Here is a 16,333-nt window from a genome sequence, read left to right as displayed (position 1 = left end):
GCCGACACCCCCGGGCGGCCCGACCGGCAGGGTCGACCTGAGCGGCGCGACCTGCGCGACGGACACGACCGGGACGACCGGGACGACCGACCTGACCGGGACAACCGGGACAACCGGAGCGTCCGACCTGACCGGAGCAACCGACCTGACCGGGACAACCGGAGCGACCGATCTGAACGGAGCGCCCTGCACCGGACCGCGGCCCACCCCGTCCCCGCGCGCACCGCCCGCCCCGTGCGCCTCGGCCCCCGTGCCGTCACCGCCCTCGTCCTCATCAGCGCGATCGGTGTCGCGGCCTTCGGCTGGCCGCTGCTCGCCGACGCGGACGCCACCGTCACCGGCCACGCACAGGACGCGCCCTGGCTGTTCGCCGCCCTGCTCCCCCTCCTCGTCGGTGTGGTGGTCGCGACCATCGCCGACGGCGGGATGGACGCGAAGGCCGTCGCCATGCTCGGTGTACTCGCCGCGGTGGGCGCGGCGCTCCGGCCGCTCGGCGCGGGCACGGCGGGACTGGAGCCGATGTTCTTCCTGATGGTGCTCAGCGGCCGGGTGCTCGGGCCCGGGTTCGGGTTCGTCCTCGGGTCGGTGACGATGTTCGCGTCCGCCCTGCTCACGGGCGGGGTCGGGCCGTGGATGCCGTTCCAGATGCTCTCCATGGGCTGGTTCACGATGGGCGCGGGTCTGCTGCCGGGTGCGCACCGCCTCAGGGGCCGTGCGGAGCTGCTGATGCTCGCGGGGTACGGTTTCGCCGCGGCGTTCGCGTACGGCACGGTCATGAACCTCTACGGCTGGACGCTCGTACCGGGCCTCGCCTCCGGCATCTCGTTCCAGGAGGGCGCTCCCGTGGCCGAGAACCTGGTGCGGTTCGGAGCGTATGTCCTCGCCACCTCCCTCGGCTGGGACCTGGGGCGGGCGGCCCTCACCGTCGTCCTGACCCTCGCGGTGGGCCCGACGCTGCTCAAGGCGCTCCGCCGGGCGACCCGACGGGCGGCGTTCGAGGCCCAGGTCACATTCGAGACGGCCAGGACCTCTCCGGAGGGGTGAGGCGGCCCACAGGACTTTGGTCCCAGAACTATCGGCGTTCGTAGACGTCGTCCGAGGAGGCGGGTTCCCGACCTGCCGCCCCCCACCTGCCCTAAACCGCATATGTCCGGTTTGGGACTTTAGGCCGTCAATACCCCCTCTACGTCGTATCTACGGCGTGAGCCCGGTCACGGCAGGGGCCCCCAGGGGCTGGCTACAACTGTTCCCGTCGCAAGACGCAGCAGGGCCTGGAAGCCCGGCACACGAGCCCGGCTCGGCCCGCCCCTCGCGACCCGGAGTCCCCGAACGTTAGGTAAGCCCTTGTCCCGCTCGCTGATCACCCGCATCTCCGCCCGCAGCAAGTCCCTCGCCGCCGGTACCGCCGTGCTTCTGGGTGCGGCCGGCGCGGTCATGGGGACGACGTCGACGGCCGCGGCCGCGACGCCGCAGGAGATCGCGAAGCAGATGATGCCCACCGCGCAGTTCCAGTGCTTCGACAAGATCGTCTCGCACGAGTCCAACTGGAACCACACCGCCACCAACGCCTCCTCCGGCGCCTACGGCCTGGTCCAGGCCCTGCCGGGCGGCAAGATGGCCTCCGCCGGCGCCGACTGGAAGACCAACCCGAAGACCCAGATCGAGTGGGGTCTGGACTACATGAACGAGCGCTACGGCAGCCCGTGCGGCGCCTGGAACTTCTGGCAGGCCAACCACTGGTACTGAGCCGGCCGGACGGCGGACGACGGACTGCCGCGCACAGCGGACCCGGGCCCCGGGCCGACGCACCACGCGTCGGCCCGGGGCCTTCGCCGTGTCCTGCGGCGCCCGGCGGCCGTACTGTCGAACCCGTCACCGAGGAGGGCTTCCGATGCGCAGCGTGACCTATTCGATGAGCGTCTCGCTTGACGGCTACATCGTCGGGCCGGACGGCGACTTCGACTGGACGGCGCCCGACGAGGAGGTGTTCCGCTTCTGGATCGACGAGATTCGACGGGTCGGCGTCCACCTGTTGGGACGACGGCTGTACGAGACGATGCTGTACTGGGAGACCGCCGACCAGGATCCATCGCTCGACGACTCCATGCTCGAGTGGGCCGCGCTCTGGAAGCCGCTCCCCAAGGTGGTGTTCTCCACCACGCTGTCGGCGGTGCAGGGCAATGCCCGCCTGGCTTCCGGCGGCCTGGCGGAGGAGGTCGAGCGGTTGCGGGCAGCGCCGGGGGAGGGCGACATCGCGATCGGCGGCGCGACTCTCGCCGCCGAGGCGGCGGCGCTGGGCCTGATCGACGAGTACCGGACCATGATCTACCCGGTGCTGGTCGGCGGTGGCATTCCGTTCTTTCCCCGGCACGAGCGCCGGGTGGATCTCGAGCTCGTCGAGACCCGCACGTTCGGCTCGCGAGTCGTCCACCTCCGCCACCGCGTGGCGCGTTAGGGCGTGCCCGCCGAGCCCGGGGTGGAACGGGCGGGCGGAGCTACTTTCGCAACACGCCCTAGTACTACAGGGCTAGATCTTGATCATGGGGTGATGGGAGGCTCTGCCTGTGGCCACGACACAGCCCCATGATCAAGATTCTTCGTCGGACGCAGTGAGCCCTGCCGATTTAGCCGTCTGGGACCGCGAGTTCGCCGCGCTGGGTGAGCGGATAACCCCCCTGTTCTACCGCCCGGAATCCCAAGGGCACGCCCTTCAGTACTTACGTGGGCTCCTCTCCCCGTTGCAGCGCAAGAACGGCTGGACCATGGCTGAGTTCGCCGGCGAGAAGGAGCCCAAAGCACTCCAGCGGTTCTTGAACCTCACCCCGTGGAGCGCGGCTCTGATGCGGGACCTGGTCTGCGACTACGCCATGGAACGCTTCGCGGATCCCCGGGGCGTGCTGATCGCCGACCCCACCGGCTTCGCGAAGAAGGGCACCAAATCCGCCGGGGTCCAGCGGCAGTATTCCGGCACCCTCGGACGTGTCGACAATTGCCAGATCGGGTCGTTCCTGGCCTACGCCAACCGTCGTGGCGACCGTGTACTGATCGACCGGGAGCTCTACCTGCCCAAGGATTCCTGGGCCGTCGACTTCGAACGCCGCCGGGAGGCGGGGATCCCGGACGAGGTGGTCTTCCGCACCCGTCCGCAGCAGGTCCAGGCCATGATCGAGCGCGCCGTGGCGGCCGGGGTGCCGTTTTCGTGGTTCGTTGCGGACGAGGAGTTCGGCCAGAACAGGATTCTGCGCAGGTATCTGGAAGCAGAGGACATTGCCTACTGCATGGCCGTTCCGAAATCTACCGACGTGAACACCGCGGGCATCTCCACCAACCCCGACACTCCGACCCGGTTGGACAACCTGGCATCACACCTGCGGCCGGGGGACTTCTCCCGGCGTGCCTGCGGGATCGGAGCCAAAGGGTTCCGCACCTACGACTGGGCGGTAATCGCCGGGCGGGACGGGCGCCAGTACGTAGTACGCCGCTCCATCGCGGATGGGGAGCTCGCCTACTTCCACTGCTACAACCCGCGCGGGGAATCACTGTCGGAACTGGTGGCGGTCATAGGACTGCGCTGGCCGGTCGAGGAGTGTTTCGAGGCGGCCAAGCAGCAGGCCGGGCTGGACAACTACCAGGTACGCAAATACGACGCCTGGTATCGCCATATCACCCTGTCCATGCTGGCGTTGGCGTTCCTGGCCGCGATGGCCCGAACCCCGCAAAAGGGGGCTCTTCGAACCTGGGCGGCGGGCGCGGGCCGCGAACGCGGCGGCTCGCGGCCCTGACCGTCGCCGAGGTCCGGCGCCTGTTCAACCTGATCGGCCTGACTCGCATCGCCATTGACCAGGGACTTCGCTGGTCGATCTGGCGGCGCGCGCATCAAGCGGAGGCGCGACGGCACCATTTCAGAAGGCGGCTACAGCTTCAGATGATCAAGATCTAGCCCCAATGCCGCTGACTTTGGGGTGAGTTGCTTGTAGCTTGTGGTTGGGGAGGGGTGCTGTTGTGCCACGGGCTGGGCAGGTGAAGCCGCCGGTTGAGGAGCGGTTGTCGGACCGGATTGCGTTGGGTGTGTTGACGCGGGCGTTCCCGGCGGAGTTGGTCGATGAGGTCGTCGTCGAGACGGGTCGGGTTGAGCAGCGGATCCGGTTGCTGCCGGCGCGGGTGACGGTCTACTTCGTGCTGGCGATGTGTCTGTTCTCGGGGCAGGCGTATGAGGAGGTCGCGCGGCTGCTGACGGAGGGTCTGGCCTGGGCGGGCCGGTGGCGGGGCAGGTGGGAGGTGCCCTCGACCGGGGCGATCTCCCGGGCGCGTGCCCGGCTGGGGCCGGAGCCGCTGCGGGCCCTGTTCGGCCGGGTGTGCCGTCCGGTGGCGACGCCGGACACGGTCGGTGCCTGGTACCGGGGCCGGCGGCTGGTGGCGGTGGACGGCACGACCCTGGATGTGGCGGACACCCCTGCCAACGATATGTTCTTCGGACGGCCGGGATCCGGGCGGGGTGAGAAGAAGGGTGCGTTTCCGCAGGTGCGGCTGGTGGTGCTGGCCGAGTGCGGCACGCACGCGGTCTTCGCCGCGGCCACCGGGGCGTGCACAGTGGCCGAGACGGTGCTCGCCGACACACTGCTGCCGCACCTGAAGCCGGGAATGCTGCTGCTCGCCGACCGGGGCTTCCCCGGCTACGACCGGTGGAAGACCGCCGCAGCCACGGGCGCGGACCTGCTGTGGCGGGTGGCATCCAACGTGGTGCTGGTGGTGCGCGAGCAGTACCCGGACGGCTCGTACCTGTCGGAGATCTACGCGGCCGGGGACAGGCGCCGCGTCCACGGGCAGCGGGTGCGGGTGGTGGAGTACACCGTCGCCGGCCACGAGGAGGCCGGTCCGGTCCGGTTGATCACCACGATCCTCGATCCGGACCAGGCACCGGCGGCCGAGCTGGCGGCCTTGTATCACGAGCGGTGGGAAGTGGAAGGGGTGCTGGACGAGATCAAGGTCCACCAGCGCGGCCCCGACGTGGTCCTGCGATCCAGATACCCCGACGGCGTCGAGCAGGAGGTCTACGGCTTCCTCCTCGTCCACCACGCCGTGCGCCAGGTCATGCACGAGGCCGCAGCCCAGGCCGGGACCGACCCCGACCGGCTGTCCTTCACCCGCTCCCTACGCGTCGTGCGCCGCCAGGTCCCCGCCCAGGCGGCTTTTTCCCCCTGACCGCCTCGCCGCCGCCTGGGACCGCACCCTCGCCGAGATCCTCCGACGCCTCTTACCGGCCCGCAGACTCCGCGCGTTCCCCCGCGTCGTCAAGCGCAAGATGTCCAACTGGGGCCTCAAACGTGCCCACCACCGCACCTGGCCCCAGCCCGCCGCCCCACCGACCGAAACAGTCACCATCACCCCCGCCTCCAAGATCGCCCCGACCAAGCGAAAACCCAAGACCACGGCTTAAAACAGCGGCATTGGATCTAGCCCTGTAGTACTAGGGCGTGTTCTGGGTTGAGATCACGAGCTCGGTCATTCCCGCTCCAGGAGGGTGCCGGTTGCGATAGACCGGTCGCGTGACTCGTGGCGATCTGACCGATGCCGAGTGGGGGTTGGTCGAGCCGCACCTGCCGCTGGGTGCGTTCGGACCGATCCCTGACCTGCGCAGCTACTTCAACGCGGTGATGTGGCGGTTCCGCACCGGCTGCCCCTGGCGAGATGTGCCGGAGAGCTACGGCTCCTGGTCGACGATCTACGACAGGTTCCGGATGTGGGTGCGTGAGGGGGTCTTTCAGGCCCTCATGGACGCGATGATCGCCGAGGCGGCGGCCCGCGACGATGTAGATCTCAGCCTGGTCAGCGTGGACTCGACTGTTGCCCGCGCGCATCACCACGCGGCGGGCATGGTCGTCGCCCCGGAACTCCTCGAGGACCTGGAGAAGGCCGTGGCGGAGGAAAAGGGGCTGCAGCAAAGGGACAAAACAACCCCGTAGGCGAGCAACCCGCGGACATGGAGGACTCCGGGCGGGAACAGCGCCGCGCCGTGCGCCGACGCCGCAGGGCCCGGCTGCGGGCCGCCGAACTGGGCCGCTCCCGGGGCGGGCTGACCAGCAAGGTCCACCTCGCCGTCGAGCGGCGGTGCCGCCCGCTGTCCATCATCCTCACCCCCGGCCAGGCCGCGGACAGTCCGCGCTTCATCCCGGTCCTCAAGAAGATCAAGGTGCGTGTCCCGGTCGGCCGCCCCAGGACCCGGCCGGACGCGGTCGCTGGCGACAAGGCGTACTCCTCCCGCGCCAACCGCGCCCACCTGCGCAGACGCAACATTAAGGCGGTGATCCCGGAGAAGGCCGACCAGACCGCCAACCGCAAGAAGAAGGGACGCTCCGGCGGACGCCCGGTCAGCCACGACGCCGCGCTCTACAAAGATCGCAACACCGTCGAGCGCGCCATCAACAAGTTCAAGGAATGGCGGGGGCTGGCCACTCGCTACGACAAGACGCCCGAGAGCTATGCCGCCGGGCTCCACTTGCGCGGATCCATCCTCTGGTTACGCAGCCTGCCAGCCCTCCCGTGATCTCAACTCAGAACACGCCCTAGCCGGCTCGCCCGCCGAGCCCGGGGTGAACGGGCGGCCGGCGAAGTCCTCTCGGTGGAGATCAGCTCCAGCGTCCGTCGAGTCCACGGACGCTGACGACCCGCTGGTCCCACCAGGCCCGATCCGCGTCGCTGAGACCGATCCACGCATCGGGCGTGTGCATGATGCCGCCGACACGCCCGCTCAGGCAACGACCGCCCCGACTCGACGAGTTGCGCCCCTGCGGTGTCTCACAGCCGCTGCAGGATCGTGCCCGTCGCCAGTGCCCCGCCCGCGCACATCGTCACCAGGGCGAACTCCTTGTCCGTCCGCTCGAGTTCGTGCAGCGCCGTCGTGATCAGCCGCGCGCCCGTCGCGCCCACGGGGTGCCCCAGCGCGATGGCCCCGCCGTTGACGTTGACCTTCTCCAGATCCTGGTCGAAGACCTGCGCCCAGCTCAGCACGACGGAGGCGAACGCCTCGTTGATCTCCACGAGGTCGATGTCCCCGAGCGACATGCCCGCCTTCCCCAGCACCGCCCGTGTGGCGTCGATCGGCCCGTCGAGATGGAAGTGCGGGTCCGCCCCGACGAGGGCCTGCGCGACGATCCGGGCGCGCGGCTTCAGCTTCAGGGCCCGTGCCATGCGCTTGGACGCCCACATGATCGCCGCCGCACCGTCGGAGATCTGCGAGGAGTTCCCGGCGGTGTGGACCGCGGTCGGCATCACGGGCTTCAGCCCGCCCAGCGCCTCCATGGAGGTGTCCCGCAGGCCCTCGTCCCGGTCGACGAGCCGCCACATGCCCTGTCCGGCGTGCTGCTCCTCCTCGGTCGTGGGCACCTGGACAGCGAAGGTCTCGCGCTTGAAGCGCTCCTCGGCCCAGGCGACCGCGGCCCGCTCCTGGGAGATCAGGCCGAGGGAGTCGACGTTCTCGCGGGTGAGTCCGCGACGGCGCGCGATGCGCTCGGCGGCCTCGAACTGGTTGGGCAGGTCGACGTTCCACTCGTCCGGCCAGGGCTTTCCCGGTCCGTGCTTGGAGCCGCTGCCCAGCGGTACGCGCGACATGGCCTCGACGCCGCAGCTGATGCCGACGTCGATCACCCCGGCGGCGATCATGTTGGCGGTCATGTGCGCGGCCTGCTGCGAGGAGCCGCACTGGCAGTCGACGGTCGTCGCGGCGGTCTCGTAGGGCAGCCCCATGGTGAGCCAGGCGTTGCGCGCCGGATTCATGGACTGCTCGCCGGCGTGGGTGACGGTGCCGCCGACGATCTGCTCGACGCAGTCGGCGTGGATGCCGGTGCGGCCGAGCAGTTCACGGTAGGTCTCGCCCAGCAGGTAGGCGGGATGCAGATTGGCGAGCGCGCCACCGCGCTTGCCAATGGGTGTGCGTACGGCTTCGACGATGACGGGTTCCGCGGCCATGAGCTCGTCCTCTCCTCAGCACCGGCGCGGGGTGTCCCGGTACCCCGCACGCAAGAACCGCAAGAAGAACTAGTACGCGTTCTAGTTCTCTAGCAGTCTTATGAGGGTTACCCCAGGTACGCAAGGCTCCTGCACGCAACAGTTCCCGACGCGAGTCTTGCCAGTTGTAGAACCCGTTACTACGTTGCGGGCAATTCTGATGGGTCGTCAGAACCTTGCAGCCGCCGCACAGCTGTCCAGCCGCGAGACCTGGAGTTGCCGATGCCCTGCCCCCATCTCCCCGAAGGGTTCGACGCCACCGACCCCGATCTGCTGCAGAGTCGCGTCCCCCTCCCCGAGTTCGCCCGGTTGCGCCGGACGGCTCCCGTCTGGTGGTGCCCGCAGCCACGCGGCATCACCGGCTTCGACGACGAGGGCTACTGGGCGGTCACCCGCCACGCGGACGTCAAATACGTGTCCACCCACCCCGAGTTGTACTCCTCCAGCGAGAACACCGCGGTCATCCGCTTCAACGAGCACATCAGCCGCGACCAGATCGAGGCGCAGCGCCTGATCATGCTCAACATGGACCCGCCCGAGCACACCCGGGTCCGGCAGATAGTCCAGCGCGGCTTCACCCCGCGCGCCGTACGCGGACTGGAGTCGGCGCTGCGCGACCGCGCCCGGCGAATCGTCGAGGAGGCGAGGGAGGCCGCGGGGGGCAGCGCGGACGGCGGCTTCGACTTCGTCACCCGGATCGCCGTCGAACTCCCGCTGCAGGCCATCGCCGAACTCATCGGCATCCCCCAGGAGGACCGCGCCCGGATCTTCGACTGGTCGAACAAGATGGTGGCGTACGACGACCCGGAGTACGCGATCACGGAGGAGATCGGCGCCGAGGCCGCCATGGAGCTGATCGGCTACTCCATGAACCTGGCGGCCGCGCGCAAGGAGTGCCCGGCGGAGGACATCGTCACCCAACTCGTCGCCGCCGAGGGCGAAGGCAACCTCTCCTCCGACGAGTTCGGCTTCTTCGTGCTGCTGCTGGCGGTGGCGGGCAACGAGACCACCCGCAACGCGATCAGCCACGGTATGCACGCCTTCCTCACCCACCCCGAGCAGTGGGAGCTCTACAAGCGGGAGCGCCCGGCGACCGCGGCCGAGGAGATCGTCCGCTGGGCCACGCCCGTGGTCTCCTTCCAGCGGACCGCGACCCAGGACACCGAACTCGGCGGCCAGAAGATCAGCAAGGGCGACCGGGTGGGTCTCTTCTACTCGTCCGCCAACAACGACCCCGAGGTCTTCGAGGACCCCGGAACCTTCGACATCACCCGCGACCCCAACCCGCACCTCGGCTTCGGCGGCGGCGGCCCGCACTTCTGCCTCGGCAAGTCCCTCGCCGTTCAGGAGATCGAGCTCATCTTCAACGCCGTCGCCGACGTCCTCCCCGACCTCCGCCTGGCAGGCGACCCGCGCCGACTGCGCGCCGCCTGGCTGAACGGGATCAAGGAACTCCGCGTCGGCGTCGGCGGCTGAGGCCCGAGGGCCACCGACCGGTGCACGCACCCGACGACGCACGGACCGACGCACTGACGCGGCGATACACACAGCCGTGACGCGCGCAAGCCGGCGGTCACCCACCCGGCGACGCACACACCCCGGCCGTGGGAGGCGGGGGCCATCCCCCTGCGCCCGCCCCCGTCTCCCACCCGGCCCACCGGCCCCACGCGGCCCGGCCGGCCGGGCCGCGTCCGCCCGAGTCGCCCTCCGGTTGCGGCGATCTTATGATGGATGATCCCTGTATCGACCGTTTCACCGAAGGGACCGTTTCACCTCGTTCGCCGAGAAACCAGAGGTGGCCGCGGATGATCCGTCTCAGAGTCGTGTCGGCGGTTCTCGCCGCCCTGCTGCTGGTCGCCACGGGCCTGACCGGCGCACACGCGCAGACCCCGCGTCAGGAGTTCGATCCCGCCGTGACGGAGGCCCTCGACAAGGCCGTCACCGACACCATGGCGAAGGCCGGGATTCCGGGTGTGATCGTCGGCGTCTGGATTCCCGGCCGCGGTACGTACGAGAAGTCGTTCGGCGTGGCCGACAAGTCGTCCGGCACACCGATGAAGACCGGTCTGCACATGCGGATCGGCAGCGTCACCAAGACGTTCACGGTCACGGGCCTGCTGCAACTCGTCGACCAGGGCAGGGTCGGGCTCGACGATCCCGTCGGCAAGTACGTCGACGGCGTACCGGCGGGCGACCGGATCACCCTGCGCCAGCTCGCCGACATGCGCAGCGGCCTGTTCAACTACACCGAGGACGACAAGTGGGAGAGGTCCTTCGAGGCCGACCCCCAGCAGACGTTCACCCCGCAGCAGTTGCTCGATTACGCGTTCGCGCACCTGGCGAACTTCCCGCCCGGCACCCGGTGGGAGTACAGCAACACCAACACGGTGCTGCTCGGGCTGGTGATCGAGAAGGTCACCGGACAGCCGCTGGAGGACTACCTCCGGCAGCGCGTCTTCGCGCCACTGAGGCTCGACGGGACCTCGTTCCCGACGGACGAGGCGATCCCGGAGCCCTACGCCCACGGCTACACCGCCTACACGAAGTCCGGTGCCGCCACGGCCACCCCGTCCGGCGGCACGGTCGACGCCACCAACTGGAACCCGTCCTGGGCCTGGGCGGCAGGTGCCGTGATCTCCGACCTCGACGATCTGCACACCTGGTTGCCCGCCCTGGCCGACGGGCGGCTGCTCAACCCCGCCACGCAGAAGGAGCGTCTGCGGTTCGGCCCGACGACCATCCCGCAAGTCCAGTACGGACTGGGCATCATGCGGGTGGGGGGCTGGATCGGTCACAACGGGGAGCTCCCGGGCTACGAGACACTGGCCCTGCAACTGCCGTCCCAGCGGGCCACCCTGGTGATCCTGGTCAACTCCGACACCGACTACCGCGGCCAGGCGCTGAGCACGATGCTCGGGCGCGCCGTCACCGAGGTGGTGACACCGCGCAACGTGTTCGACCTGCCGACCGCGCCGCAGTCCGAGAAGAGCAGCCCACCACCCTCCCGGACACCGTCACCGGCGTCCTAAGGGCTGTCCCGTAGTCCCCAGCGGGCGCACGACCCGGCGCTTGCCCGGCGCGACAGGGTCCACGGTGAGTAACCGGAGCATCTTCGATCGCGAAAGCGACTGCGACGCCAGCTCAGCCGGTGGTGCCGACTCCGATCGGCGCGGTACCGACCGGGATTGTCGCGACCACTTCTTTGCTCTTCGTGTCGATCACGGAGACATTGTTCGATCCTGTGTTGGTGACATAGACACGGCGTCTGGTGTCGTCGACCGCAACTCCCGTGGGATTGGTTCCCACGGGGATGGTGGCAGTGACGGTGTTGCTGTTCCCGTTGATGACGGAGACATCGTTGGACAGGTTGTTGGGAACGTAGACGCGGTTCTTGCGGATGTCCACCGCCACATTCGCCGGGCCAGCGCCGACGCCGATCGTGTCAATGATTTGGTTCGTCTTCGTGTCGATCACGGAGACACGATTGGCCCCTGTGGTGGCCACATAGAGACGGTGCTTCAGCGGATTGACCCCCAACCCGAATGGGCGTTGCACGGGGATCGTGGTGAGGACCTCCTCGGTGAAACCACTGATGACAGTGACCTCCTGGGCATCGGTGCTGGAGACGTAGACGCGGTGGGTGCGGAAGTCCACCTCCACCTGGCCCGGGGAAGCGCCGACAGGGATAGTGTTGACGACCTCGTTGATCTGCGTGTCGATGACCGAAATGGTGTTGGACTGTCTGTTCGAGACGTAGGCGCGGTCAAATCGCTCGTCCACCGCGACGTTGACCGGCCTGTTTCCCACCGGAATCGTGTCGATGACCTTGTTCTTCTTCGTGCTGATCACGGAGACGTCATTCGCTCCCGCGTTGGTGACGTACACGCGGTGGCGCCCACGGTCCACGGCAACGCCGATCGCATCCGCACCCGTAGGGATGGTCTTCTTGAGCGAGTTGGTCCTGGCATCGATGACCGAGACGTTGCCGGAGTCCCGATTGGCCACGTAGACCATGTCACGTGGTCGACCCACCGGACCGGTTGCATCTGCCGCAGTCGGTACGAGCATTGCCGCCGCCCCCACCAACGAGACAACGGCGACAAGGGACCTAGGGTAGGCGGGCATGCTGTTTCCTCCATTGTTGGCGTTTCGTCACTGCCAAAGCCTTCCCTTTCCCAGCGCACGACGATCCCGGCCGATTGGGTTACATCCCCGCGCGTTCCCCCTCAGGGCCACCGGAGTTCTCGTGGAATATCTTTGATGGGTCTTCGAAGTTAAGGCTCTCCCGGCATCAGCCTCGATCCGTCTGTGGTGATCCCTGCCGACTGAGGTGATCGGTTCATCCCGTTTGTCCCGGCGGGTGTCGGGCGGGATCTTCGCGTGTCGCTGCGGGGTGCGCCGGGGTTCCACGTCTCCCGGGGTTTGCTGGTCGGCTCCTTCCTGGTCGCCGTCGGGGCAGGCTGCGCCGTTCAGGGGGCGGCGGGGAGGGCGCCGAGTCGGCGCCAGCTGGTCGTGAAGGCGTCGGCCCAGGGCCAGGTGGTCTCGATCCGTAGCCACCGGCGTCGGGCATGCTTCGCGAGCCGGGCGGGCAGGTGGTAGAGCCGGAAGCGCATGGTGTCAGGTTCGGCGGTGGCCAGTTCGCCCGTGTCGTGGAGGGTCAGCAGCCGCAGCCAGGCGTCCAGGTCGGCGACGAGGTTCGCGGTCAGCATCCATGCCTCGTTGACCTGCCAGGACTTGGAGGGCAGGTTGTGCAGGCCCATCGTCTTGTTCGTGCGCACGTGGTCTACCACGACCGCGTGGTGGCGGTGCAGGGCGTCCAGCAACTGGATCTGGTGCGAGCCGCGGACGCGGGTCATCTTGGAGATGTTCGTCGCGACGATTGAGTACTTCCAGCCGGTCTTCTTCTCGAACGTGGTCAGGTCGTGCATCTGCCGTCCGGACGGCTTGACCCGGCGGACGATCAGCCGCATCCCTTTGATCCGGCCGTCCCGGCGGTTCAGGCCGGTCAACTCGGCGACGAAGCAGCCCTCCTGAAGCTCGCCGTCCTGCTTGATCGAGGTCTCCCACGCGGTCTCGGGCAGGCGGGCGATGGCCTTCTCGTCCTCGTCGGTGATCGTCCAGCCGGTGGTGAAGCGGACCGTGCGCCGCATCGTGTTCAGATCCCGCAGGTGCTCGTGCAGACCGTGGGTGGCCCCGGCGCCGTCGACGCGCACCAAGATCTTGGCGGCGGAGGCGCCGGGGATCTGGGCCAGCGCGGCGGCGAGCACCCTCAGGTGGTCGGCCACCGTGTTCGAGCCGGCACCGCCGGGCCGTAGCCACATGGCCAGGCACTCGCCTGTATGCGCACACCACGCGGCCAGTGGATGAAAGCCGAAGGTCTTCTTCCAGGTCGCCGAGGCGCCCTCCTTCTTCGACGCGGCCGTGATGATCGTGGCGTCCATGTCGATCACGATCCAGCGGTGCAGGTGCTTGCCGGCGACGGTCAGCCACGGAAACCCGCCCGGCCGCAGGTGCAGCAGGCTCCACACGTGCCGACGCACTCTCGCCCTCGCCTACGCGATCTTCGCCAGGACCTCGGCGTCCATCGCGGCGAGTGTCCGGCGCGTCGTCGAGTCCGACACCGCCGGTCCGAACAGGCCCTGATGGTGGGCCTGTAACTGCTCGGCGCCGGACAGGTTCACAGCCCCCAGCACGATCGCCACCGCGAGCTGCACGACCACGGCCCCGCGATCTCGCCACCCGCGCCCCGTCCCGGCGGGCAGCACGCCCGCCAGCGCGGCCGTGAGCCCCGTACGGTCGGCAAGCTTCCGCAGCAGCACCGCCCCGGCATGCCCGATCAGCCCCTTGCCGTCGGCGACCACGGACAACCGCCGGTCCCACCCTGTAGGCTCGCTCACCAGACTGGTGCCCTGACTCTCGCAGCGGATACGACCTCAACACTCGCATCCTTGCAGGCCAGCGGCACCTTTCTGCTACCAGACCGTCAGATCACCCAATTCCGCTGAACACCCAGGGTCAGTGGGATGGTTCCGCCCGCGCGTTCCAGCAGGATGAGCGAAGTGACCAGCAGACCGTGGGCCAGCCCGTGCAGAACCCGTTCCGGGTCGAGATGTACTGGTTGTACAGGCCCTCAACGAAGACTCGGAACGGTTGCGGTTCCACGTCGCAGCCACCTTGGACGTTCGGGGTCAGCCCCGACGGCAGCCTAGGAACTCGGCGGCACCACGGGCGAGGGAGACGTACAGTCGGCCGCTGTGGTAGCCGGCGTCCCAGAGCGTCTCGCCTTCCGGTTCGAAGGGGTGACTCAATCTGCGATCTCCAGTCCTACTCGGTGAATTCAGGTCAGCCGTCGGACGCCCGGCGTCCGACCTTGGTTGCGGAACCGTCGATACGATCGAGGGCGCCGCCGGAATCGCGGCGACGCCCTGCCGGCCGACGTGACCACGCCAGGTCCGCGTTACCGCCCGGCTTGCAGAGAGTGGTACTCCGTGTACATACGGGCCAGCGATTCACTGTTGTCGCGTACGTCCAGGAATTCCAGGACGAGGGAGAAGAGGTGATCCACAGCCCGCTGGTCCTGCTCCGGTTCCAGACGTCCCCAGTTCCGGAGACTGACACCGGGCAACGACTCCTGGAACACGAGCGCGTACCACACGGCGCTGGAGGGTTCCCCCCTGCGCACGATCAACCACTCCCTGAAACCTCGCAGCAGGCCGCCGTCCCGAGCCAGGTCGAACCCGAGAAGGAGCATGGCGGTGGGGTGGTAGGTACCGTTCAGACCGTACATCCCCGGCCTGGCCTGGAGCTGTTCGATGAGCTGCTTGTCGGCCACGCGGCTCCTAGGATCCGAAGTTGATGGCGTCGGGCCAATCCCACTTGGCCTTGTACTCGGCGATGGTCTCACCGCCTCGCCCCGTAGAGCCGTCATGGACCCGGCCCTGGTAGACGACCACGGTGTGCTCGATCAAGAAGGTGTCCGGCCCTCGGTGGCGGCCGAGGCCGTGCCGGCCCGCCGGCTTGATGGTGACGATCTCGCCACCCCCGAGCTGACTCCCCGGCACACGGATACGTTTCGCACACGCGTCGCAGTCAGTGGAATCAGGGATCCTCGACTTGTCCCTGGGAGCCTGGGGACGTTGTGCCTCAAGCAGGGCACGTCCTCGGACATGGCCGACACCGTCCGCATGCCGGCCTTGTCGGCGATTTCGCAGCCCCGCTTCAGAAGCTCGAGGCCGTCGTACGCCTACTCCAGGGCTTTCAGTTTGGCGCCGATGAGGACGTCCGTGGAACCGTGGCATCCGGCGGGGAACCTCGCCGTGGGCGGTGGGAGCCTGTCCGATCTCAGAGAAGGTGGCGAGAGCCTGATTCAACTTGGCGAACATCCCGCGAGCCTTCAAAACGAAGGGGCTTCTGACCTCGGAGACGATGAAGGCCTCCACTGTCGCGCTGGTCAGATGCCCCTTCAGATCGAAGGGCGTACGCACGCCCCGTCTCGATGAAGTTGGCGAGCCGCAGGTCAGCGCGGAGAACCGTCGCCAACTTCACTGAGATCGGACAGAGCCGGTCAGGGATGCGTGTCCCGCCCGGGAGTTCGGACTTGGGATACGTTTCCCGTATGTCTGAACAGCAATGGAACGCCGTGGACGCCTACTTGACCGACCTGCTGGTTCCGGAGGACGACGCCCTGGCGTCCGCCGTGGCCGCGAGCGACGCGGCCGGCCTGCCGCAGATCGCCGTCGCGCCCATCCAGGGCAAGCTGCTGCACCTGCTGGCCCTCACCCAGGGCGCGACGAGGATCCTCGAGATCGGCACGCTCGGGGGTTACAGCACCATCTGGCTCGGCCGGGCACTGCCCGCCGACGGACAACTCGTCTCGCTCGAGTACAGCGCGAAGCACGCGGACGTGGCCCGCGCCAACCTCGCCCGCGCGGGGCTCGACAAGAAGGTCGAGGTGCGGGTCGGATCCGCGCTCGACAGCCTCGCCGCGCTGGAGGCCGAGGGCAGCGCCCCGTACGACTTCTTCTTCATCGACGCCGACAAGGCCAACAACCCCCACTACGTGGAGTGGGCGGTGAAGCTGTCACGCCCGGGCAGCATCATCGTCGTCGACAACGTCGTACGCGGCGGCTCGGTCCTCGACGCGACGAGCGAGGACCCCGCGATCGTGGGCACCCGCCGGATGTTCGAGGTCGTCTCCGAACACCCGCGGCTCACGGCGACCGCCGTCCAGACGGTGGGCGCACGCGGGTACGACGGCCTCCTGCTCGCCCGCGTCACTGGCTGAGCCCGGGCGGGGCGGCGAGCGCCCGGTGCGCCGTCCGCCGCCCCG

The 16,333-nt window shown here is 68.5% G+C and carries 14 protein-coding genes and 1 pseudogene; 9 read left to right on the top strand and 6 right to left on the bottom strand.

Annotated features, from left to right (window positions below; all coding sequences use genetic code 11):
* Positions 1 to 186 precede the first annotated feature (186 nt).
* From FEF34_RS27655 to FEF34_RS27625, 6 genes and pseudogenes are all read left to right on the top strand, one after another.
* Entirely contained in the window at positions 187 to 1,044 is an 858-nt protein-coding gene (locus FEF34_RS27655) for an ECF transporter S component (protein WP_138057757.1), read from the top strand.
* Between the two features lie 300 nt (positions 1,045 to 1,344).
* Positions 1,345 to 1,746: an aggregation-promoting factor C-terminal-like domain-containing protein gene (locus tag FEF34_RS27650; RefSeq protein ID WP_138055562.1), complete on the top strand. Its 402-nt coding sequence runs from the start codon at positions 1,345 to 1,347 to the stop codon at positions 1,744 to 1,746.
* A gap of 145 nt (positions 1,747 to 1,891) precedes the next feature.
* A complete protein-coding gene (locus FEF34_RS27645; RefSeq protein ID WP_138055561.1) occupies positions 1,892 to 2,455 on the top strand; it encodes a dihydrofolate reductase family protein in 564 nt (187 codons plus the stop codon).
* 154 nt (positions 2,456 to 2,609) lie between these two features.
* The gene (locus FEF34_RS27640; protein ID WP_138057454.1) at positions 2,610 to 3,782 is read left to right on the top strand and encodes an IS701 family transposase; all 1,173 of its coding nucleotides are present in this window, start codon (positions 2,610 to 2,612) and stop codon (positions 3,780 to 3,782) included.
* Between the two features lie 220 nt (positions 3,783 to 4,002).
* A complete protein-coding gene (locus tag FEF34_RS27635; RefSeq protein ID WP_138055560.1) occupies positions 4,003 to 5,202 on the top strand; it encodes an IS4 family transposase in 1,200 nt (399 codons plus the stop codon).
* Between the two features lie 344 nt (positions 5,203 to 5,546).
* Positions 5,547 to 6,544 (top strand): annotated as a pseudogene (locus tag FEF34_RS27625) (IS5 family transposase).
* Positions 6,545 to 6,795: 251 nt separating this feature from the next.
* Here the strand turns inward: FEF34_RS27625 and FEF34_RS27620 are convergent.
* Positions 6,796 to 7,965: a steroid 3-ketoacyl-CoA thiolase gene (locus FEF34_RS27620; RefSeq protein ID WP_138055559.1), complete on the bottom strand. Its 1,170-nt coding sequence runs from the start codon at positions 7,963 to 7,965 to the stop codon at positions 6,796 to 6,798.
* Positions 7,966 to 8,226: 261 nt separating this feature from the next.
* On the opposite strand from FEF34_RS27620, the gene FEF34_RS27615 reads away from it, so the two are divergent.
* Both FEF34_RS27615 and FEF34_RS27610 read left to right on the top strand, forming a co-directional pair.
* The gene (locus FEF34_RS27615) at positions 8,227 to 9,480 is read left to right on the top strand and encodes a cytochrome P450 (protein ID WP_138055558.1); all 1,254 of its coding nucleotides are present in this window, start codon (positions 8,227 to 8,229) and stop codon (positions 9,478 to 9,480) included.
* A 329-nt stretch (positions 9,481 to 9,809) separates the two neighbouring features.
* Positions 9,810 to 11,033, top strand: a complete 1,224-nt coding sequence (locus FEF34_RS27610) for a serine hydrolase domain-containing protein (protein WP_138055557.1) — start codon at positions 9,810 to 9,812, stop codon at positions 11,031 to 11,033.
* A gap of 112 nt (positions 11,034 to 11,145) precedes the next feature.
* Here the strand turns inward: FEF34_RS27610 and FEF34_RS27605 are convergent, their stop codons facing one another.
* From FEF34_RS27605 to FEF34_RS27590, 5 genes are all read right to left on the bottom strand, one after another.
* Positions 11,146 to 12,129 (bottom strand): YncE family protein, encoded by a 984-nt coding sequence (locus FEF34_RS27605; protein WP_138055556.1) that lies wholly within the window; start codon positions 12,127 to 12,129, stop codon positions 11,146 to 11,148.
* A gap of 344 nt (positions 12,130 to 12,473) precedes the next feature.
* The gene (locus FEF34_RS27600) at positions 12,474 to 13,544 is read right to left on the bottom strand and encodes an IS1380 family transposase (protein ID WP_234042583.1); all 1,071 of its coding nucleotides are present in this window, start codon (positions 13,542 to 13,544) and stop codon (positions 12,474 to 12,476) included.
* Positions 13,545 to 13,556: 12 nt separating this feature from the next.
* Positions 13,557 to 13,901: a transposase gene (locus tag FEF34_RS43240; RefSeq protein WP_234042582.1), complete on the bottom strand. Its 345-nt coding sequence runs from the start codon at positions 13,899 to 13,901 to the stop codon at positions 13,557 to 13,559.
* 560 nt (positions 13,902 to 14,461) lie between these two features.
* The gene (locus tag FEF34_RS27595) at positions 14,462 to 14,836 is read right to left on the bottom strand and encodes a hypothetical protein (RefSeq protein ID WP_138055555.1); all 375 of its coding nucleotides are present in this window, start codon (positions 14,834 to 14,836) and stop codon (positions 14,462 to 14,464) included.
* A gap of 7 nt (positions 14,837 to 14,843) precedes the next feature.
* Positions 14,844 to 15,065: a hypothetical protein gene (locus FEF34_RS27590; protein WP_138055554.1), complete on the bottom strand. Its 222-nt coding sequence runs from the start codon at positions 15,063 to 15,065 to the stop codon at positions 14,844 to 14,846.
* A 554-nt stretch (positions 15,066 to 15,619) separates the two neighbouring features.
* Between FEF34_RS27590 and FEF34_RS27585 the strand changes: the two genes are divergently transcribed.
* The gene (locus tag FEF34_RS27585) at positions 15,620 to 16,288 is read left to right on the top strand and encodes an O-methyltransferase (RefSeq protein WP_138055553.1); all 669 of its coding nucleotides are present in this window, start codon (positions 15,620 to 15,622) and stop codon (positions 16,286 to 16,288) included.
* Positions 16,289 to 16,333 lie beyond the last annotated feature (45 nt).

It is taken from the genome of Streptomyces marianii (assembly GCF_005795905.1).
Taxonomy (GTDB): domain Bacteria; phylum Actinomycetota; class Actinomycetes; order Streptomycetales; family Streptomycetaceae; genus Streptomyces; species Streptomyces marianii.
This window is presented reverse-complemented; position numbering and strand designations above follow the sequence as displayed.